The sequence below is a fragment of the Caballeronia sp. NK8 genome (assembly GCF_018408855.1).
Lineage (GTDB): Bacteria > Pseudomonadota > Gammaproteobacteria > Burkholderiales > Burkholderiaceae > Caballeronia.
Map to the genome: position 1 here is coordinate 614,377 of NZ_AP024326.1, position 20,484 is coordinate 634,860.

The window sequence follows — 20,484 nt, forward strand, 5'->3', positions numbered from 1 at the left end:
ATCAACCTCGCCGACGTGAGCGGAAGCAACATGGGCCTATTGCAAACATGAAGGGAGCGGCAAAGCGATGGCCCGCTATGCGCAAATGGAAACGATCGGAAATTCGGCCGAAGCCTATCGGCCGCGACGGGTACTTATCGCCCTTGACGCTTCTCCTGCTTCGGAAAACGCGCTTCGCTACGCATGCAGGTTCGTCTCTCCTGGAATGCTCGTGCGTCTTGTCAGCGTGGTCGAGAACCCGCAAGTCCCGCTGCCCCTTCCGGACAGAATCCCGCTTTCGCTCGACGCTGTGCGCAGCGATCTGGCCAAGAGAGGGCGCGAAATGCTTTGTCGCGCCCAGGAAGTATTTGCCGAGTTCGGACTTCAAGCAGAAACCGAGCTCATAGAATTATCGAAGCACGCTGGGGACGTCTTGCATGCAATCGCTGAGGTAGCGGAGAAATGGAATGCGGATCTGTTGGTCATCGGTGCGCGTCAGCATCACGGATTGTTGCGCTGGATCGAAGGCAACGTAGCCGAGCCCTTGACCGCCCACGTCAAGCTGCCTTTATTGATCGTTCCAGAGTGTTTCCCAACGACAGATGAGCGAGGTCCACGACGCATCCTCTTCGCTGTCGACGGCAGTACTGAGGTCGTCCCGGCCCTTCAGGTCGGTGCGACGTTCGCGACGTCGGAAACTAGCATAAAGACGATCTATGTTATCGACAAGGCTACGCGTTTCAGCAATCCCCTGCCTTTTGCCTTGTTCGAAGAAGCGTTCATGGAAGAAGGCAAGTCGGCCATCGCGATCGCGCGCCGCGTGCTCGGTCACGTTCCCGGAGAGAAAGTCGCCGAGATCCTGAGCACCCGCGAGTGCAGGGACGATATCGCCCATACGATCGTGCGGGAAGCAAATGCATGGCGTGCCGACCTGCTCGTCATGGGCACGCATGGCCGGCGCGGCGCCGCGCGCTGGTTACTTGGGAGTGTTGCGCGCCGCGTGGTAGGCATCACGTCCACACCGCTTCTGCTAGTCAACTCCGCGTTCGGCTGAGAGAACGCTCGCATCGCAATGCTGCATGAATATTCAGGCGCTGTCATCGAGTGTATGAAAAAGTTCGTCTTCCTGTGCGCAGTGCAGTCGAACAACGGCATCGAGGACGTACAGCAGTCGCTGCAACTCTTGCACGCCCTGTTCGTCCGGTCCGTCTGCCGGAAGATCCGCCGCTATTCGTTGTAACACGTGAATCGTGCGAAAGATCACCGCGTGAGTACCGCTCATCGCCGCCATGGGATCTTCTCCGCCGAGCCGCCTGGCGAGATCGGGATACAGACGGATATCGTCCTCCTTCTCATGCGCCAGCAGAACACGCACCACGAGTTCGTTGATTCTTTCCAGCTCCGTCGCGACTGATTGCCTCGGAAGCGCCGGCAACCCTTCAGCGAGACGCCTGATTTCGCTCAATACTGGTTCGAGTCCGAGGTGGGCTGCATGCAAGCGATCCACCTCGCCATGCGGCAGCACGTGCTGGCGCGACCTGGGTTTGATGTGCAGGACGCGAAGTGCGTTTCCGATCACGGCAACGTCTATCACTTCTTGTAATACAGCGCCGAAGGGGGGGCTCAGGTAACCGATCGCGGCCACGATCATGGCCGCAATCGACAATCCCATGCCCGCCGCCGCACTTTGTATGGCGATGTGCTGGCATCGTCTTGCGATTTCCAGGCCCTCCACGAGTCGGTCGAGCCGATCGGTCAGCAGCACAATGTCGGCAGCCTGCGCGGAGGCTGCGGCACCGCGTGCGCCCATTGCGATGCCGATATCGGCGGCAGCGAGCGCGGGGGCATCGTTGACGCCGTCGCCAACCATGGCGACCACGCCCTCCGCGCGTGCAGACCGGATCAGAGAGAGTTTGTCGGCGGGCGTCTGTTCGGAGTGAACTTCATCCACGCCCAGACTCGCGCCGACGCATTCCGCAACATCTTTCCGGTCGCCCGTCAACATGACAATTCGTCGGATGCCTGCGCGTCTGAGCAAGCGCAACGCGCGGGGCGTATCCAGCCGTATGGGATCTGCGAGCCTAAGGGCGCCGATCATGACGCCGTCCACGTCGACAAAGACGGCCGAACCATCTTCATGATTGAGATGGCGCAGGAAGGCGGCGCTCCATGGCGCCGCGTGCGCGCGGGCAACTGCATGCGAAAATGAACCGATCGCCACGGCCTTTCCTTCAACAGTTCCGGTGAGTCCCGCTCCTGGACATTCGGTGACCTGCGACGGCGCACAGAGCGAGAAACCGCGCTCACGTGCCGCCACTGTGAGCGCTTCCGCCACGACATGTGACGACGCCTGCGCCAGGGACGCTGCCTGCTGCAACACACGTTCAGGTTCGATGCCCGGACTGCTCTCGATTGCGACGAGCCGGGCTCGCCCGCTCGTCAACGTGCCAGTCTTGTCGAAGAAGAGAATCTGTGCTCGCGCCAGACGCTCGATCGCGCCGCCGCTCTTGACCAGCATACCGCGCCTGGCGCAAGCAGACATGCCCGAAACGATCGCGACGGGCACAGCGAGTATCAGCGGGCAAGGCGTTGCGACGACCAGCACGGCAAGAGCGCGGATCATGTCGCCGGTAAAGATCCAGCATGCGCCCGCGACAAGGAGAGTGAGCGGAACGAAAAATATCGCGTATCGGTCCGCCAGTCGTGCGGTTGGACTACGCGCCTGTTGCGCCGCTTCGACCATACGGATGACGCCGGAGAACGTGCTATCACGGGCCGCCGCTGTTGCGATCATCTCGAACGGCGCGCCCGCGTTCAACACGCCGCTCTGAACGCGTTCGCCGGCAACTCGCGGCCGCAAGGCCGCCTCGCCAGTCAGTGCGGACTCGTCGAGTTCCGCTTCCTGCTCCAGCGTGCCGTCGACCGGGACTTGTTCTCCGGCCCGGACAAGCAAGCGGTCTCCTGTGCGAATCGTTTCCGGATCGACCTGACGCCATTCTCCTGCTTCGTACCGGTTCCCATAGTTCGGTGCAAGCTTGAGCAACGCCGTCATCTCGGCGCCCGCGCGTGCCTGCGCGAACGCTTCGAGTGCCCTCCCCCCTGCCACCATCAGCGAGATGACTGCGGCGGTAAGGAATTCGCCGGTCGCTGCAGCGACGCCCATCGAGAGCAGCGCGAGGATATCGACGCCGGCCTCGCGCCGACGTAATGCGTGTGCAGTCGATTTGCATAAAATTGCGAACGAAGGCGCCACGCAGGCAAGCCAGAGCGCGTGCGCGATGGCGAGCCGCTCCGTTAAGAACAGACCCATTCCCACTGCAAGCCCAAACGCGGTGACGCCGACGACGTAAAAATGAAATGAGGGCAATCTGCTCACCATGACAATCGACACTTGCTCTCGTCGACGGGAGGGCTCAGGCGCGGTGCTTTTCTTCAAGAATGGTCAGCCGCGTGCTCAAGTGAGACGTTGGACCGTCGTATTGCGATCGTATGTCACCACGGTGAGCGTGCAAATCTGTCCAGCGTGCATGGTCACCTCGAGCCAGGCGTGAGTGGCGGGCGTGTCAGCGCGACGTTTCTCTAAGCCGCCGGCATCACCACGGGGAACTCGAGGTGCGAGACAACTTCTCTCACCCCTTCGACGTTCTCTGCCGCCACGCGAGCGGCCTGACGTTCTTTCTCACTCATCACAACACCCCAGAGATGGACGACGCCCTCCTTCACAATGACATTCTCAGGTGCAACCGCCCAGCGCTCCCCCTTCATGGCACGCACAATCTCATTGCGTATCCAGGCATCGTTGTGATCGACGGGCGCAGGTTGCTCGGGTGTCAAGGTAACGATAGCGCGCAGGAGGTTGGCGCGGCTGATGATGCCGACGACTTTCCCGTCACGGACGACGAGTACCCGCTTGATGCGCCGCCCCTCGAGCAACTCGGCTAGCGCTGAGACCGTGCAGTCCTCGTTGACGGTCACGACCTCGGTCGACATGACATCCTTGACCTTGCCTGCGTGTTCCTTGACATACTTGCCCGCTAGCTCGCGTGTCGAAGAAAGCATTTCGAGCCACCACGCACGATGTTTAGAGCCGGTGCCTATTTCCTGCCGGTGCAGCAAATCCCCTTCTGTCACCATGCCCACGAGCCTGCCAGTCGCGTTGATCACCGGCATTCCGCTGATGTTCCCGAGCACCATCGTCTTTGCGGCGTCACGCACGGCCGTTTCCGGACTGACTGATATGACGGACGTCGTCATGATGTCGGCTGCTCGCATATTCATCTCCTTCGAGAAGGGTAGCGCCGTCGCGCTCGACGGCTTTGGACCGCGGATCTCCGCATGGTTCTGCGCCATTGTTCGTCTTGCAGGGTTCTGCGCGCTTGACTGAGATCAATCCAATTGCAGACTCGATGAGACGAGCGTGCGGCACCTATCAGAACGTCCGATCAGCGCGAGGTCATCGAGCCAATTTTTATTTGGAAGCGCCTTCTGCACCGGCTTGATCTGGATCAGTCGACATCGAATTGAATTGCGCTATCCAGCGCGCGGACTGACCAGCAGTATGGATCGCAAGTCAAGATTCGCCTGCTCGTACCGCGGGTCATGACGCAAGTGGAACGCAATTCCCATGAACCCCTGCATGTCCGGAACATCGCCGCAAATGATTGTGATCGACTCGACGCGCCACAGCAAACCCGCACCACGGCACTCTAAAGCCGCGTCCAATGCGGGCACTTGACCTGAGTCATGCGCGTTGAAGTGACCCTCACCGCACTCCGGCTAACCTGAATCAACCATAGAAGAGCCGGCCTGCGTGAAGCTGTGGTCAGCACCCCACCCCACCAGTAGACGACATCCTGTCGGCGACCATAATCGCGGAATGCCTCGGACGTGGACCGGGACACGCGCCGGTTCGAGGCAAGCGCGCACTAAGCCGTATCCAGGCGGCAATTGGCTCGATTGCCGCCGCAGCGCGTCCGGCCTGTCAAAGGCACGGCTCAACGGTAATTTCGGATTGCACCCGGGTCGCGAGGATACGCCTATCGGAGAAGCGACCGTGGGTCGTGGTGCTCTTCGCCGGCGCATGGCGGCTTGGATGTGAGCGGTGGACTCAGGCGCACTTGACTGATTTAGATCAATCGACATGCCGCGTCAGGTGGAAGAATCAGTCAACTCCTTCGCATCGGGTGCTTGCATTGGCGAGCATGCAACCATGACCAGACCTCTCTTTCGCATCGGCGCCGTGCTAAACGCTGCGTCACCGCGTCCGCTCGATACGGCACCACAAGGTGCCATCGTTCTTCCTCGGCCAATGCGCTTCGGCGGCATGCCCTTGATGGACGCCCTCGCCGCGCGCCGGACCTCACGGGAGTTCTCGGATGAATCCATCAATCTGGATGAGCTTAGCGAGTTGCTGTGGGCCGCCAATGGCATCAACCGCGACGCGGAAGGCGGCCGCACTGCGCCGTCCGCGCTCGGTGGCTACGAGATCGACATCTACGTGCTGCTTGCCGCGGGCTCGTACCGGTATGACCCGGACGCTCACCGGCTCGTGCTCGCCGCGCCGTTCGATCTGCGTGCAACGACCGGGTATCAGGACTTCCTCTCGTATGCGCCCGTCGATCTCGTCTACGTCGCCGACCTGAACCGCATGCAGGACGTGCCCGCCCGCCAGCGCGAAAGCTTCGCGTATGCGAGCGCCGGCGCGATCGTTCAGAACGTCTATCTGTATTGCGCTTCGGCGGAACTGGCCGTGGGCGCCCGCGGCTGGATGAACCGCACCGCGCTCGCGGCCAATCTGAAGCTGCCAGTCGGATCGACCCCCCTGCTGGCGCAGACGGTAGGATACTTCGCGCACGCACATGGAAACCGTCGAACCGTCGGATTGGAGGCACTATGAACCACATAACCGAACGCGCCACGCTACGCGTGATCCGACTCGATCATAAGCGGCTTGCCTCCGTCACGGCGGCGATGCTCGACTTCGTCCGCATGCTCGGCGAAGGCGGCCCGGCACCCGATCCCATTGTGCTGCGCGCAATGCTTTACTACATCCGCGAGTATCCGGAACAGTTCCATCATCCGATGGAAGATCGCTTCCTCTTCGCTGCGCTACGAAATCGCACGGACGACTTCGACGACGTGCTGGATGAATTGCAATGCGAGCATATAGAAGGCGACGCGCGCCTGCGCAATCTCGAGCATGCGCTCACTCGTTTCGAGTTGAAGGGCGAGGCCGTGCTACTTGGTCTGAGCACGCTGATGGAGCAATACGCCCACTTTTGCGCGAACCACAGGCGCGTCGAGGAAACGGTGATCATTCCTGCGGCCGAGCGTTTTCTTACTGAAGCCGACTGGGCATGCATCGATACGGCCGTCGAGAGCCGTCTAGACCCGTTTGGCGAGGCGACGTTCGAAGGCGAGAGTCTGGAGAGTCTCTATCGCCTGATCGCCGATGCGGTGCCGGCAGTCAATGAAGCACGTCAGGACGCGTGAGCACGATGTCCGATCGAGCCGTTGCGACATTGCGCGAGTCAGAGGCGGGCCGGCGGCGCCCGCTTCGGCACGCCCGCGCGCGCATGGCCCGAATGCTCGGCCTGTGCGTATACGTGAGTGTTTGCGGCCGCTGCCTCGCGTTCAACACACCCGAGCCTTCCAGACTCGTCGACGAGCAGCGCTGCATGTTTTGCCATACGGTCGACACGCCTTTCCGTGCGCCCTCGTTTCAACAGATCGCGGACCGCTACCGCGATGTACCCGGCGCGGGCGACATGCTGGAAAGAAAACTGCGCCAGGGCGGCGAGGCGCATTGGGGAAAGAAGCCGATGCCTTCGGCTGCCGGGCGAGGCGGCGGTCCCCTCTCGAGGGAAGACGCGCACGAGCTCGTTCAGTGGGTGCTGAGCCACTGAAGCGGACGATGCGCAACCAGCACAGCAGTTTGCGAGGCTTTCATGACCTTCAAGACGATTGTCGTGCAACTCGATACGGGCGCGCACGCGACGCACCGGCTCGACGCCGCGGTCGCGCTCGCCGAGCGCTTTGACTCTCATCTGTGCGGCGTGTACTCGGAATTCACGCTCGATCCCCGCTTCTACTACCAGGCGGATCGCCAGCACCGCTACGAGGTGTCGCTTGCGGATCTATGCCGCGAGCGTCGCGAGCGCGCCGAACACTTGTTCCGCGCGCGCCTCGCGTTGACCAAGGTGGCACACGACTGGCGGGCGAACGAGATGACGGGAGGCCGTTCAATGATCGATCATGCGCGATGCGCCGATCTGACCATCGTCGGACAACATGATCCGGGCGAGCCCGACGCCTATCTTGCCGACCGCTTTCCCGAAGGCATGATCATGGGTGCGGGCGGCCCGGTAATGGTTTGGCCCCGCAAAAGTTCACCGATCCCGTTTGATGCGACGGCGGTCATCGCATGGGACGGCAGCCGGGAAGCAGCGCGCGCCGCTTACGATGCACTGCCGCTGCTCCGCTGCGCGACTCGCGTGGACGTCGTATCGATCCGCGCCGACCGAAATTCACCGCTCGGTGCAGGAGCAGCCGCGTCTGACCTTGCTCGAAGCCTAATCCGGCACTCCGTTCGCGCGAATGTCATCGAGCTTTCTGCCCCGCGAGGCGCAAATGTCGAGGAGGCGTTGACCGCCTACCTCGAGTCGCAGAATGTCCGGCTACTCGTCATGGGCGCGTTTCACCATGGACGCGTGCGCGAAACACTGCGCGGCGGCCTCACGCGCTCCGAGTTGCGGGACGCCGACCTTCCTGTCCTGATGTCGCACTGAGGGGGCGACCCTACGCCCTCAACGAAGCAGATCGGCAAGCGTCAAATAGATTGGCGTGCTACCTGGACCCCGCTCGCCGAGCTTGCGGGCCGCGACGAACAGAAAATGTTCCGGGTCGGCCATAAGGAGATTCTTCATGCTCGCTTCGTCGACATGCCTGACCTGCAACAATTCGCGAAACACGTCGGCCTCGACGCGAAAAGCCTGCTGCCGACCGTCCACGCTGCCGGTGAATTCGATGTAGCTCCCTTCGCAGCAAACCGGAGCTTCAAGCGTCAATTCCTGGATCATGGTTTCACTCATCGGAGTCTGAGAATCGCACGGCGCGCGACCCACGCCGTGCCCACACGGGCTCAGATGCCCGGCATGATCGGGTATGGGATGGTGTGGTCCTCCACCCGCTTGACACCAGGGATGCTTTCCGACGCGATGCGCATGGCGTCGAGTTGATCGCTTGACCACACAGTGCCCCACAGATGCACCACGCCATCGCGCACGACAATACTGCGTCCCGGGAAAGCCCAGCCGCGTCCGGCGAGTTCGCCCATGAGCATTGCGCGGATTTCCGCATCGCTGGTGGCGGGGGCTCGCTCCTCCACGAGCGCAGAGGCCAGCGCCTGCACGAGATTCGAGCGGCTCACTATGCCGACGATGCGTCCTTCACGCAGCACAGGCACGCGTTTGATGTGATGGCTTTCGAGCACGGAGGCGATCTCGGTGAGCGACGCGTCCTCGTTCACGCAGACCGGCTCGCGGCTCATGATCTCGCCCACCGTGCCCGCATGCGACCTGATGTAGTCCTGGGCGCCACGATCCGAGCTCAGCATCTCGAGCCACCAAGACCGGCGAGCGGGCGCTTTCTCCGTGTCGATCTCATTGCGATGAAGCAGGTCACCTTCGCTGATCATGCCGATGACATGTTTATCCCGATCGACGACAGGTGTGGCGCTGATTCGGTGCTGCGTGAGCAACATCGCCAGTTCGTGCACCGTCGTATCGGGTGCCACGCATACGACATTGGCAGTCATTACATCGCGTGCTTGCATCATCATCTCCAGGCGTCTAAGTCATCCGAACATGAGAGAACGTCGGTTTTCGACGTATCCATCACGCACTTTCTCGCGTGCGTGGTTCACGATACCGCCGGAGCCATGCAACCCGTTGACATGCGTCAACCGCTCGCCATCTCGAATGACATAACGATGTAGGTTGACTCGCATCAATACGACAGCAGCGATAAGGTGAGACGATTTACTGCATGCCATTTCGATAAGGCGACGATATGCCTGCCTTCCCGCCCGCAGAGCCCGGATGCGCCAATTCCGGGCCGCACCGCAATAACGACGACCGGGACGCCGCGCGCCGTGTACAGCAGTTGATCGGCAGTCCGAGCTACGTGCAGGCCGATCAGGACGCGGACTTTCTGCGACGCCCGGAAATGTGCGGGCTGCGGCTGTACATGGATTACTGGAAGGCTGAGGAGCTGTTGAGACGCCACGGGATCGACCACACCATTGTCCTGTACGGCAGCACACGCATCGTCGAGCACAGCGATGCGCAGAGGCGACGCGAGCAGGCGGCGCTTCAGGCTCGCGCGCATCCCGAAGACGTCGCGCTTGGTGAAGCTGCCGTGACCGTCGAACGCTTGGCGGCCAACAGCCGTTACTATGCGATCGCGAGAGCTCTCGGCGAGATCGTCGGTCGTGCATGTGCCACCGCGACGCTGCCTAGACTCACGGTCGTCACGGGCGGCGGGCCCGGGATCATGGAAGCTGCGAATCGCGGTGCGTTCGAGTGCGGCGCCGCGAGCGTCGGTCTGAATATCACCCTGCCGCACGTGCAGTATCCCGACCCCTCTATCACGCCGGAGTTGTGCCTGCGGTTTCACTACTTCGCAATCCGCAAGCTTCATCTGCTCGAACGCGCGATGGCGGCTGTGTTCTTTCCAGGAGGATTCGGGACCTGCGACGAACTGTTCGAAGTGTTGACGCTGTTGCAGACGGGCAAGATCCGACCTCTTCCCGTCGTACTGGTGGGGAGCAGTTCTGGCGCAAGGCGGTCAATTTCGATTTCCTCCTGGAGGAAGGACTCGTGTCCGCAGCAGATCGCGCATTGTTCAGTTTCGCGGAATTGGCGCCACAGATCTGGGAAAGCGTCACGCGCTGGTACGAATCGGCTCGCTAGACGGATCTGCTAGCGATACGATCGGCTCACTCGTTCGTTGCGCATCCTCCTGACGAGACGAGTTCATGAGATCCCGTAACGTTTCACGATCGACAACTTCTCGCGCAAGCAACAAGCGGGCAAGCTTCTCAAGCAACGGCTTTTTATCCCGCAGCGTTCTCAGCACCCGTTCGTGCGCTTCGGCCAGCATGCGTCTGACTTCCGCATCGATCATTTCGGCCGTACGCTCGCTGTAGCGCATCGCATGACGCGGTGATGTGCCGAATTCGGAAAGCGTCTCGTCGTCCCCGAATGTCGCGAGCCCCAGTGCCGGGCTCATTCCACAACGTACGATCATGTGGCGTGCCAGCGCGGTGGCTTGGTCGAGATCGTTCTGTGCGCCCGTTGAAATATCTCCGAACATGATCTCCTTGGCCACGCGGCCGCCGAGGGACGCATCGAGCCGATCCAGCAGTTCGCTTTCGCGCAGCACGTAGCGATCCTCGGCCGGCACCTGCTGCGTATAGCCGAGCGCCGCGACGCCGCGAGGAATGATCGACACTTTCTTCACGGGATCGCAATGCGCCCGGCACTGCGCAACGAGGGCGTGGCCCGATTCGTGATACGCGATGGTGAGCTTCTCGCGCTCGTTAATGACGCGGCTTTTTCGCTGCATGCCCGCCATTGGCGGTCGATGGCTTCGTCAAAATCGGCCATCTCAACAGCGGCCTTTTCCTGTTCCGCAGCATGAAGGGTCGCCTCATTGACGACGTTAGCGAGGTCTGCGCCCGCAAAACCGGGCGTCCGGGCGGCGAGCTCAGCGAGATCGACTTCGTTTGCGAGTTTGACGTGCTTCACATGAACCTGCAGGATCTGCCGTCTGCCGTTGTGATCAGGCCGATCGATCGCAATATGCCGATCAAAACGGCCGGGGCGCAGGAGGGCAGGATCGAGAATCTCGGGCCGGTTGGTCGCTGCAAGAAGAATGACGCCGGAATTCGGCTCGAAGCCGTCCATTTCGACGAGCAGTTGGTTGAGCGTTTGCTCGCGTTCATCGTTGCCCGCTATCGCGCCCGCGCCCCGGACCTTGCCTAGCGCATCGAGTTCGTCGATGAAGACGATGCACGCGGCGAACTGTTTCGCGCGGTCGAAGAGATCGCGGACCCGAGCGGCACCGACGCCCACGAACATTTCGACGAACGCCGAGCCGCTGATGGAAAGAAACGGTACCTTCGCCTCCCCCGCCACCGCCTTCGCAAGAAGCGTTTTTCCGGTTCCCGGTGCACCGACGATCAGCACGCCCTTGGGGATTTTCCCCCCAAGCCGGCGATAGCGTTCCGGGCTGCAAAGAAACTGGACGATCTGTTGCAACTCGGCCTTCGCTTCGTCAATGCCCGCTATGTCGTCAAACGTGACGCTGCTCTCCTGCTGCTCATACAAGCTCGCCCCACTCTTGCCGACACCCCTAAAGTCTCTCAGACCGCTGAAGCCAGCGCCCTTGAAGACATAGCGCGCGAAAATATAGAACGCCAACAGCGGAAACATCCACCCCAACAGGCCAATGGGCCACGCGTGTTCGGCAACTCCAGTGTAGCGGACGTCGCTCGCCTCGAGTTGCGCGGCGAGCCTGTCATCGCCGATCCGGACGGTCGAGAATCGGTAAAGCGCACCTTGCTTGCGCAGTTCTGATGCATCGGCTTCGGGCAATCGAGCAAGTGCCTCCGGCGCTCGTATCGTGCCATCTATCTGCGTCGGGCTGATCTTGAGGTTGTCGACCTTTGCGGCGCGCAAAAGGGTTTGAAAATCGCTGTACGAGATTTCGCGGCTGCGCGTGTTGAACAACTCGAGGTCGCTTAGCACCAGCACCAGAAAGCCGTAGATACCGATAGCGACGATCGCTTTCGACAGATCGAACATCCCATTGTTCATGGTTTTCATCCTCTCTGAGCGGGCTCATCTGCAGAGGTTGACGCATCGAGACAGGTTAGCGTCTGATGTAAGCCAAGGCGGCGAAATCCAGCTAGAGCCGCATTTCGCTGACCTGGATCAAGTCGATGTTCGCGCTGTGCAGTTGGAATGAGGGCGACTCTCTTTCCTCTGGAGCACCCGACCTGTGTTCTTCCGCCCGTCCTGATGAACGCAGCGAGGGCCGCACGGAAGTGTGCTTCCGCTATATCACGAAGCGCCGTCCGCATCGAGCCTATGACGTGTACGTCGCGCTCCGGGAAGACTCCCATTTTGGCGAGATCGATATTCGGCACGCGGCACGAATGCTGGACGACATGCCGTCCTTCACCTCGGGCTTTTTGTCCGTCGAACGGCTACGCGCAATTGTGGGACTCATCGGGCTCATCGAGCGCGTTACCAGCCAAGACCGATCGCGGGTCGATCCCGGCGCGCTGGTCTATGGAGGGCACGTGTCGTTCCCGTTCGAACGGCGCAACGTACAGCGCTCGAATACCACGAACACCTGCGTTGAGGAACGCGTGCGGGATCCGAACCCGCGTAACTCGCCCGGGGGAAGTGCGTGCGCCATCCGGATGACGCTACCCCGCCAGCCCATGCACGCCATTCGTCGCGCGCCACCGAGTTCCGCTCGTCATCGCCGGTACGCGTAAAACAATAAACGATGCCGAATTTTTCGGCGCGTTGACCAGAATCAAAGCGCGCAGGGCTACGAATCTTACCCCTAAGCCTCGTCCGTTCGCCGCTGGTGAACCTTTTCTCAAGAGAACGCACATGGCTGACTCCGTTTTGCTTTCCTGTGACGCCCTCCCTGAGGTTCAGCCGGCTGCTGTGTGCGGCGCAGTTGTCGATGTCATTGAGCTGCCAAAGCCCGATATCGAAGCAGGCGCCCCGCTCTTGACCGCACTTTCACGTCGCAAGAGCCATCGTAGCCTCAGTGAGGAAGCGCTCTGCGCACAAGCGTTGGGCGAGTTGCTGTGGGCCGCCAACGGAATCAATCGCCCCGAGAGTGGCGGGCGCACGGCGCCATCGGCGCAAGCATTCAATGAAATCGACATCTACGCGGCGCTACCCGGTGGTGTCTATCGCTACGATCCGAAGGGGCACCGGCTCGTGCTCAAACATGCTGTCGATGCTCGCAATCTCACGGGCTATCAGGATTTCGTCGGGACGGCGCCGCTTGACCTCGTCTATGTCGTTCAAATGTCGCGACTCCTGCAGATGCCACCTCAGCAGCGTGAGACGTTCTCTGCCATTGCTGCGGGATGCATTTCGCAGAACGTCTCGCTCTATTGCGCTTCGGCCGGGCTCGCGACCGTAGTACGCGGATGGATCAATCATCGGCTACTCGCTGACGCCTTGAGACTGAACGAAGACGAATTGCCGATACTCGCGCAGACGATCGGAAAGCCTGCACTCTGAGGAAGTTTGGACGCTCGAACCGTCTTACGGCGCGACGCCTTGTACGGCGGCTGCGCGCATTCTTCGCAATTGCGCACGCTTAACACGAGACCTGCAAGCATGCTGCATGCCTTTCGTCTGCTCGCCGTGATCGCCGTGCTGTTCGCCGCTCCTGTTGATGCGACGCGGACTGAATCTCATGTTCTGATTCTTCTCTACCATCGTTTTAGCGATCATGTTACCGACTCAATGACCGTTCGCACAGAGACATTCGAAGCCCAGTTGCGGTCGCTGAAAGAGCACGGCTATCAGATCCTGCCGCTGCGCGCGGTGCTCACGTGGCTCGAGGAGCCGTCCGCCACCTTACCCCCAAGAGTCGCGATACTGACCGCCGACGATGGCCATCGATCCGTCTACGACGTGCTATTTCCGATCGCCCAAAAAGACCGGTTGCCAGTGACGTTTTTTATCTACCCATCGGCCATCTCCAACGCGGCCTACGCCCTGACCTAGACCCAGGTGCGCGCCCTCGCGCAATCAGGTCTGTTCGATATTCAAGCGCACACATACTGGCATCCAAACTTCAAGCACGAGCGCGAGCGACGCATCCCAACCGACCTTGTGAAGTTCGTGAAGCAGCAACTCGACATATTCCGCGAACGCATCGAAGCACAGACGCACCAGCCCGTAGACCTGCTCGCGTGGCCTTTCGGCATTTACGACTATGAGTTGATAGCGATCGCGTCACGCGAAAACTACATCGCCGCTTTCACGCTAGACGCCCGCGCCGTGCGGCGCAGCGACTCGCGATTCGCGCTGCCGCGCTTTCTCATTGTCGAAGCGATCGGTATTGAAGGGTTTGCGCGGCTGATCGCCGATCCGATTGCGCAGGAGTCGCCCTAATGCGCCAAGCGTGCCATTCCCGGACAAGGCAGTGCATCGGCGCCTTGTTCATCTCGATTGCCGGATACGCCGCAACAGGCTTCAGTGGCGCCGCGTGGTCGCTGACGGGCACCGTCATCGACGCTCGCACACACGCGCTCATAGCGGGCGCGATCGTCGTGGCGACGAATGCCACTGCGCTGAGCGACGCGAGCGGCCGTTTTGCACTCTCCAGCTCGACCGGACAAGTGTCCGCGCGCGCGGTCGGGTATCGTCGCGCTCACGCCGACGCCGGCGACAAGGACTCGATCACGCTCGAGCTCGAACCTTTTCGTCCTAAGGCCGTGTACCTTTCCGCGTACGGCATCAACAGCAAGCCGCTGCGCGATGCAACGCTCGCGCTCACTCGCGACACTGTCATCAACGCTCTGGTCATCGATGTGAAAGACGATCGTGGCCTGCCACCCTATCGCGGCGGGGCACGAGAGGCGGCAGGCGCCGTGCCGGGCAAGAGTTCGCATCTTCCCGAGCGTCAGATGTTCGTAGCGCGACTCGCTGAGCTTCACGGTAACGGGCTTTATCTGATCGCACGTATCGTCGTCTTCAAGGATGACCCGCTCGCCGAAGTCCATCCAGAGTGGGCCGTACGAGACGCATCCGGCAAACCATGGCGCGACCGAGAAGAGCTGCAATGGGTTGATCCGTTCTCGCAAGGTGTCTGGCGGCACAATCTCGACATCGCCGAAGAGGCGGCCCGGCTCGGCTTCGACGAAGTCCAGTTCGACTATGTGCGCTTTCCCGATGCAAGCGGCTTGCGCTTTGCGCAGCGCAACACGCGGGACAACCGCACTGCGGCCATCGTCGGGTTCCTGAGCGCCGCGCGCGAGCGGCTCGCACCTTACAACGTCTTTGTGTCCGCCGATACCTTTGGATACGTCTGCTGGAATCCTGACGACACATCGATCGGCCAGGACATCGGCACGCTCGGGACCGCCCTCGATTACATATCGCCGATGCTCTACCCATCCGGCTTTACCTGGGAGCTGCCCGGCTGTATGAATCCCGTCGCCGACCCGGCCCAGATCGTTCGACGTTCACTCGCGCAAGCCAGGCAGCGAACCGGGTTGCCGGGGGTACGATTTAGGCCCTGGCTTCAGGCGTTTCGAGACTATGCATTCGATCATCGGGAATTCGGCGCGCAAGCCATCCGTGAACAGGTGCAGGCCGCCGAGGGCGCGGACACGGATGGATGGATGCGCTGGAACCCGCGAAACCGATACGACCCTGCCGAGTTGCCCCATTGACCGAGGTTCAGCAGCCCTCACGCCTTTGGTTTGTCCTTCTCTCCGTGCTGGTCGCGAACCAGCATCGAGGGAATCGTTGCGAGGCTCGCTACCCGGTTCGCGACGCTGCCAAAAAATGCACGCATCACGCCACGTCTGCCGTGCGTACCCAGCACGATGAGATTGGCGCTCCAGCGCTCGGCTTCGCGCAAGAGCGCATGGGAGACATCGTCGGAAGCGATGTCGGTACTTATCAGATCGGCCGAGATATGCGAGCGCGTGACGTTGGGCGGCGATTCCAGCCGCTCCGCGGCCGCTGCTATCGCCAACTCGCCTTCCTTGACAAAGGCGTCCTCGAGCGCCGTCACCGGCACGAAATCGCTGTAACGTACCGCGCGATCGACGACATAGACCACGCGTATATGTGTGTCAGGCGTAGCAAGCGCAGCACCGATGTCCACCGCCGCGAGCGATGCCGGACTGCCATCGACCGCGAATAGAATGCGATGAATGCCGGCGTCGCGAGCGGCGTCGTAACCCACCGGGACCACGATCATTGCGCAAGGCGCAAACTGGCTCAGCCTATCGGTTACCGACGGGTCGAGCCACCTCGCCAGACCGTGACGTTGTCGGGTCCCCAGAATCATGAGATCGGCGCGCTCCACCTGCGCGGCTCTTGCGAGCGCATGCGCCACATCGCCGCTCTCTTTCGCGAGATCGATTACTTGTGTTCGCACGGACGCGGTCGCGTTTGCAAGCTCGCTACTCGACTCGGCGATCGCGTATTTCGCGTCTTCCACCAGCTCTTTGTGCGCAACGCCAAAATCCAGCCCGGCGAGCGCCGCGTGGGGCGCGAACAGATGAGGGTCGAGCGCCACAGCAGCAATCGTGAGTTGGGTGTCAGACCGTACGAAACGCCGCGCAAAAGCGGCGGCGCAGCGGGAAGCGTCTGAAGAATCGACGCAAAGAATAATGTGCCCGAAAGCGCCAGCGTGTGCAGTCGTGTCCTTGTCTGCTTCCATGGCCTGTCCTCCCGACGCTGCGCGCGGATTCGATACGCGCATCCTACCGATCCCCTATGGCGCGACGCCTGACTCAGATCAAGCAAAATGCGGCGCATCGCACCCGCCATGTTTCATTGACCCGAGTCAAATCACCGTGGCTTGACGCGCGTACGCTGCCGTTCATGTCGAAAACAACTCGGAGATATCGTGCGACTCACATTTCTCGGGGCGGCCGAGACGGTAACCGGCTCGAAATATCTGCTTGAACATGAAGGCAAACGAGTACTGATCGACTGCGGACTGTTTCAAGGCACGAAGAATCTTCGTCTGCGCAACTGGGCCCTGCCATCCTTCCCGGTCGACTCTCTGGATGCGGTCATCCTCACGCATGCCCATCTTGATCATTCGGGCTATCTGCCGGCGCTGGCGCAAGCGGGATATCGGGGTCCGGTCTACTGCACGCCGGGTACATGCGACCTGTGCGAAATCCTTCTGCTCGACAGCGCGAAGCTTCAGGAAGAGGAAGCCGCCTATGCGACGCGGCACGGCTTCTCCCGGCACCACCCTGCGTTGCCGCTCTACACCCTCAAGAACGCGCAGGACGCACTCCGGCTGCTGGTCCCGCGCGCCTTCGACATCATGACTGAACTGAGCCCTGGCGCGGCATTTCGTTTGCTGCCTGCCGGGCATATTCTCGGCGCGGCAAGCATCGAGCTCGCGCTTGGCGGCCGAACGCTGCTGTTCTCCGGCGACATCGGCCGGCCATGCGATGCGCTCATGCGCGCGCCTCAAGCTCCGCCGCGCGCGGATGTGCTCGTCATCGAATCGACCTATGGCGATCGCCTGCATACGCCGGCGGATCCGTTGGATGAAATCACCCGCGTCTTCGCCGATACGTTTCGCCATGGAGGCGTCGTGGTGATTCCATGCTTCGCCGTGGGCCGCGCGCAGACTTTGCTTCACTACATCGCCTCGCTCATGCAAGGCGGCCGCATGGCGCGCGTGCCCGTATTTCTGGACAGCCCGATGGCCACGAGCGTGACGCAGGCCTATTTGCGCCACCTGAGCGAACATCGCCTGACGCGCTCGCAACTCGATTCGATCGAGCACGCGGCGACCATCGTGCGCAGCGTCGACGAGTCGAAAACCGTCAGCGCGCGCAAGGGGCCAATGGTCATCATCGCCGGCAGCGGCATGGCAACGGGCGGCCGGGTGCTGCATCATCTCAAGGCTTTCGCACCGGATGACCGTAACACCATTTTGCTGGTTGGCTATCAGGCGGCCGGGACACGTGGCGCATCCATTGCGGCGCACGCGCCCGCAATCAAGATTCACGGCGAATACGTCCCGGTTCGCGCGCGCGTGGTCTCGCTCGACTCGATGTCCGCGCATGCCGACTATGCCGAGTTGCTCGATTGGCTGCGCGGCATGCCCGGCGCGCCGAGCCACACGTTCGTCACGCACGGCGAACCCGCCGCCGCAGACGCACTCCGGCGCCGAATCGAAGAAACCTTGCATTGGCCCTGTTCGGTACCGGTCTATATGCAGGAAGTGGAGTTTTGATCAAACATGAGCCGCCCCTCTCCGGGCTTCCATGGAAAAAATTCCGCATAAGGCGAGGTGATCCAGCGCGCGGCTTGGTCCCCGCCAAAAATAAGAGGCGCCAGTGCCGGCGCCCCGATCAGTCAACAGTGAGAGGCATTAGTTGAATTCAAGGTTATCGACTACGGCGGTGACGCCGCGCGTCGCCCACGCCGCACCGCGCGCGGCATCACGTTCCGAAGCGCTGTCGACTTTGCCAGTCAGCGTGACTGTTCCGTCTTCAACCTTGATGTCGATATGCTTCGCCTCACGCTCGGCATGACGTTTGAGGGCACGTGAGATTGCATCGCCGATATCTGCCGCAGCGAGATCCGCGCGCACACAAATCAAATTCGTCACGCCGGTGACACTGCGCATGTGTGCAATGCCGCGCGTCACGAGACGGCTCTGATACGCCCAGTCGACATCGCCACGCAAGGTGACATGCCCCTTCTCGACTTGCACAGTGACGGCGCCTTCAGGCAAGCCGACCGTCCAGCGCAGCAAGGTGTCCGCCGCGCCTGCGATGTCCGCGTCATCGCGCACTTCGTGATGAGGCACGCGAACCTGCATGTCGACCACCACCGCCCGCACGCCTGACACGCGACGTGCGGCATCCTCTGCCGCGAGCTTCTCGGAATAGCTCGCGGGATGCCCTGAGAGGCTGACGATACCGTCGGCCACTTCCACGCCGATGCGTGTCGCGACTACATCGGGCGTCCAATCGAGTTCTTCTTCCACGTCCTGCTTGATCTTCCAGTCCTCTTTCATGAGGCACACCTCCGTGCATCGGTTGCTGGCGCGCGAACGCCGCGCGCCAGGCGTGGTTCCTAGTTGATCTGCAGACGCTTCTGATCCGCAGGAACCTTCTTCGGAAGCGTGAGTGTCAGGATGCCATCTCGGAACTGCGCGCTAGCACCGGCCTCGTCAATCTCGCTGCCGAGCGAGAACGTGCGGCTGACTTCACCCGAATAGCGTTCACGGCGAATCACGCGTTCGCCTTCCTTCTCTTCCTTGTTACGCTCGGACTTGGCATGGATGGACACGGCGTTGCGGTCGATTTTGACGTCGATGTCCTTCTTGTCGATACCCGGCAGGTCGGCCTTGACGAGATAGGCGACGTCGGTTTCGCTCACGTCGATTTTGACCTGAGCCAACGGCGCCTCCTCGAGCGAAAGGCTGCGTAGCGGACGAAAGAGTCCCTGGAACATCTCCGAGACGGGCTCGATGGAAAACGGATCGAAACGGGTCAGATTGCTCATGGTAGTCTCCTTGATAGGAAAGCTAACGAATAACCGATCGTTATCGAGCGATCGGCTCGTGTCTGAACTCCACAGCGTTGCACGGGAGTACCGAACCACTGTAAATTCACCACTGCAAACCCGATTGACCTGAGTCAAGCAAGAGCGCTTCATGGGCGATGCTTATGCAGTGGCAATGGCCTCGGGCGGGCGACGACGCGACAGCAGAAGCGGAGATTCCGTCAGTTCCGCAACGCGTCCGGACACGGTACCGAGCATCCAGCGGGCGACACCGCGATGTCCGTGCGTACCCATCAGAATGGCATCGGCCTTCGCGCACGCTGCTTCGCGCACGATCGCGTGCGCGACGTCGTCCCCTGCTTCCCCCGTGTGCACCAGTTCGGCATCGAACGTAAATCCCTGCGCGCCCCAGGTTTGCGAAAAGACCTCGCGGGCCTTGGCCAGTGCCGCCCGGCCCTCTTCAAGAAACGCGTCTTCGAGCGTGGCGCGCGAGGCATCAGCTCCCCGGGCCGAGCGATCGACTACATAGATCGCTTTCACATGTGCGCCAGGATCGGCTAGCTTGAAACCTGCGCGCAATGATTCCAGCGAAGCAGGACTGCCGTCCACGGCGCACAGCAATCGGTCGGGCCGTGTGGTCAGCTTGTGGGACGGATGCTCGGGCAGGACCAGGATCGAGCAATGGGCCATGCTCGGTGCATCTCGAGCTGCACGCTCGGTCCATTGCAGGATACACAAGTGCTGGCGTGCGCCGAGCACCATAAGGTCCGCTCGCCAGGCTTGTGCGGCTCGCGTGAGCGCATGGGCCGCGTCGCCGCCGCGCTCGAACAGATCCGTGATATGCGTTTCCACATCGAGTCCCGCGCGCTTCAGGCATGCTTGCGCAGTGCTCACGCTCACCTCGACGCCACGTTGCAAGTGCGCATGTGCCGCACTCAAGTTGAAGAACGCGAGCGGTGCGTGCGGAATCATCGCTCGCGCGTTTTCCAGCAATCCGACGATACACACTCTCGTGTCTGCGTCCGCCAGTGAGCTGATCAGTGCTGCGGCATCGGCCCAGTCTTCAGTCGAATCGATGCATAGCATGATGCGTCCGAAAGCCGCGCGTTGCTTATGGGGAGTTGACGTGTTGCTCATAGGATCCTCTATGCCCACGATCGGGTGAACAGCCACCCGC

General features: G+C 61.4%; 20 protein-coding genes and 1 pseudogene. 12 read left to right on the forward strand and 9 right to left on the reverse strand.

The window, feature by feature from the left end:
* The first annotated feature begins 67 nt into the window (after positions 1 to 67).
* On the forward strand, positions 68 to 1,033 hold the full coding sequence (locus NK8_RS35655) for a universal stress protein (protein WP_225936554.1): 966 nt from the start codon (positions 68 to 70) through the stop codon (positions 1,031 to 1,033).
* A gap of 33 nt (positions 1,034 to 1,066) precedes the next feature.
* Here the strand turns inward: NK8_RS35655 and NK8_RS35660 are convergent, their stop codons facing one another.
* Positions 1,067 to 3,358, reverse strand: a complete 2,292-nt coding sequence (locus NK8_RS35660) for a heavy metal translocating P-type ATPase (RefSeq protein WP_213234017.1) — start codon at positions 3,356 to 3,358, stop codon at positions 1,067 to 1,069.
* 200 nt (positions 3,359 to 3,558) lie between these two features.
* The gene (locus tag NK8_RS35665) at positions 3,559 to 4,251 is read right to left on the reverse strand and encodes a CBS domain-containing protein (protein ID WP_213234018.1); all 693 of its coding nucleotides are present in this window, start codon (positions 4,249 to 4,251) and stop codon (positions 3,559 to 3,561) included.
* A 937-nt stretch (positions 4,252 to 5,188) separates the two neighbouring features.
* On the opposite strand from NK8_RS35665, the gene NK8_RS35670 reads away from it, so the two are divergent.
* The 4 genes from NK8_RS35670 (at position 5,189) to NK8_RS35685 (ending at position 7,766) form a co-directional block, all read left to right on the forward strand.
* On the forward strand, positions 5,189 to 5,875 hold the full coding sequence (locus tag NK8_RS35670) for a nitroreductase family protein (protein WP_213233358.1): 687 nt from the start codon (positions 5,189 to 5,191) through the stop codon (positions 5,873 to 5,875).
* The gene (locus NK8_RS35675) at positions 5,872 to 6,471 is read left to right on the forward strand and encodes a hemerythrin domain-containing protein (protein ID WP_213233359.1); all 600 of its coding nucleotides are present in this window, start codon (positions 5,872 to 5,874) and stop codon (positions 6,469 to 6,471) included. Before NK8_RS35670 ends, NK8_RS35675 begins: the two co-directional genes overlap by 4 nt.
* A 92-nt stretch (positions 6,472 to 6,563) precedes the next feature.
* On the forward strand, positions 6,564 to 6,884 hold the full coding sequence (locus NK8_RS35680; protein WP_213234019.1) for a c-type cytochrome: 321 nt from the start codon (positions 6,564 to 6,566) through the stop codon (positions 6,882 to 6,884).
* A gap of 42 nt (positions 6,885 to 6,926) precedes the next feature.
* The gene (locus NK8_RS35685) at positions 6,927 to 7,766 is read left to right on the forward strand and encodes a universal stress protein (protein WP_213233360.1); all 840 of its coding nucleotides are present in this window, start codon (positions 6,927 to 6,929) and stop codon (positions 7,764 to 7,766) included.
* Positions 7,767 to 7,784: 18 nt separating this feature from the next.
* Here the strand turns inward: NK8_RS35685 and NK8_RS35690 are convergent, their stop codons facing one another.
* Complete coding sequence (locus tag NK8_RS35690; protein ID WP_213233361.1) at positions 7,785 to 8,069, reverse strand: hypothetical protein; 285 nt, start codon at positions 8,067 to 8,069, stop codon at positions 7,785 to 7,787.
* A gap of 50 nt (positions 8,070 to 8,119) precedes the next feature.
* Entirely contained in the window at positions 8,120 to 8,812 is a 693-nt protein-coding gene (locus NK8_RS35695; protein ID WP_213233362.1) for a CBS domain-containing protein, read from the reverse strand.
* Positions 8,813 to 9,048: 236 nt separating this feature from the next.
* On the opposite strand from NK8_RS35695, the gene NK8_RS35700 reads away from it, so the two are divergent.
* Positions 9,049 to 9,963 (forward strand): LOG family protein, encoded by a 915-nt coding sequence (locus NK8_RS35700; RefSeq protein ID WP_225936555.1) that lies wholly within the window; start codon positions 9,049 to 9,051, stop codon positions 9,961 to 9,963.
* Here the strand turns inward: NK8_RS35700 and ftsH are convergent.
* Positions 9,922 to 11,846, reverse strand: a pseudogene (gene ftsH, locus NK8_RS35705) (ATP-dependent zinc metalloprotease FtsH). The gene NK8_RS35700 and the pseudogene ftsH overlap by 42 nt on opposite strands.
* A 137-nt stretch (positions 11,847 to 11,983) precedes the next feature.
* Between ftsH and NK8_RS35710 the strand changes: the two are divergent.
* The 5 genes from NK8_RS35710 (at position 11,984) to NK8_RS35725 (ending at position 15,481) form a co-directional block, all read left to right on the forward strand.
* Positions 11,984 to 12,547, forward strand: coding sequence for a hypothetical protein (locus NK8_RS35710; RefSeq protein ID WP_213233363.1), 564 nt, complete (start codon positions 11,984 to 11,986; stop codon positions 12,545 to 12,547).
* A gap of 121 nt (positions 12,548 to 12,668) precedes the next feature.
* Positions 12,669 to 13,316: a SagB/ThcOx family dehydrogenase gene (locus NK8_RS35715; RefSeq protein ID WP_213233364.1), complete on the forward strand. Its 648-nt coding sequence runs from the start codon at positions 12,669 to 12,671 to the stop codon at positions 13,314 to 13,316.
* A 99-nt stretch (positions 13,317 to 13,415) separates the two neighbouring features.
* Positions 13,416 to 13,808, forward strand: a complete 393-nt coding sequence (locus tag NK8_RS43865) for a hypothetical protein (protein ID WP_367657821.1) — start codon at positions 13,416 to 13,418, stop codon at positions 13,806 to 13,808.
* 6 nt (positions 13,809 to 13,814) lie between these two features.
* Positions 13,815 to 14,198, forward strand: coding sequence for a polysaccharide deacetylase family protein (locus tag NK8_RS43870; protein WP_367657822.1), 384 nt, complete (start codon positions 13,815 to 13,817; stop codon positions 14,196 to 14,198).
* Entirely contained in the window at positions 14,198 to 15,481 is a 1,284-nt protein-coding gene (locus NK8_RS35725; protein ID WP_213233365.1) for a putative glycoside hydrolase, read from the forward strand. The genes NK8_RS43870 and NK8_RS35725 overlap by 1 nt, the downstream gene beginning before the upstream one ends.
* 17 nt (positions 15,482 to 15,498) lie before the next feature.
* On the opposite strand, the gene NK8_RS35730 is transcribed toward NK8_RS35725, so the two are convergent.
* Positions 15,499 to 16,482 (reverse strand): universal stress protein, encoded by a 984-nt coding sequence (locus NK8_RS35730; protein ID WP_213233366.1) that lies wholly within the window; start codon positions 16,480 to 16,482, stop codon positions 15,499 to 15,501.
* Between the two features lie 189 nt (positions 16,483 to 16,671).
* On the opposite strand from NK8_RS35730, the gene NK8_RS35735 reads away from it, so the two are divergent.
* Positions 16,672 to 18,027 (forward strand): MBL fold metallo-hydrolase RNA specificity domain-containing protein, encoded by a 1,356-nt coding sequence (locus NK8_RS35735; protein WP_213234020.1) that lies wholly within the window; start codon positions 16,672 to 16,674, stop codon positions 18,025 to 18,027.
* A gap of 138 nt (positions 18,028 to 18,165) precedes the next feature.
* Here the strand turns inward: NK8_RS35735 and NK8_RS35740 are convergent, their stop codons facing one another.
* The 3 genes from NK8_RS35740 to NK8_RS35750 form a co-directional block, all read right to left on the reverse strand.
* On the reverse strand, positions 18,166 to 18,816 hold the full coding sequence (locus NK8_RS35740) for a BON domain-containing protein (protein WP_213233367.1): 651 nt from the start codon (positions 18,814 to 18,816) through the stop codon (positions 18,166 to 18,168).
* A gap of 59 nt (positions 18,817 to 18,875) precedes the next feature.
* A complete protein-coding gene (locus NK8_RS35745; RefSeq protein WP_213233368.1) occupies positions 18,876 to 19,307 on the reverse strand; it encodes an Hsp20/alpha crystallin family protein in 432 nt (143 codons plus the stop codon).
* 162 nt (positions 19,308 to 19,469) lie between these two features.
* Positions 19,470 to 20,480, reverse strand: a complete 1,011-nt coding sequence (locus NK8_RS35750) for a universal stress protein (RefSeq protein WP_213233369.1) — start codon at positions 20,478 to 20,480, stop codon at positions 19,470 to 19,472.
* Positions 20,481 to 20,484: the final 4 nt, after the last annotated feature.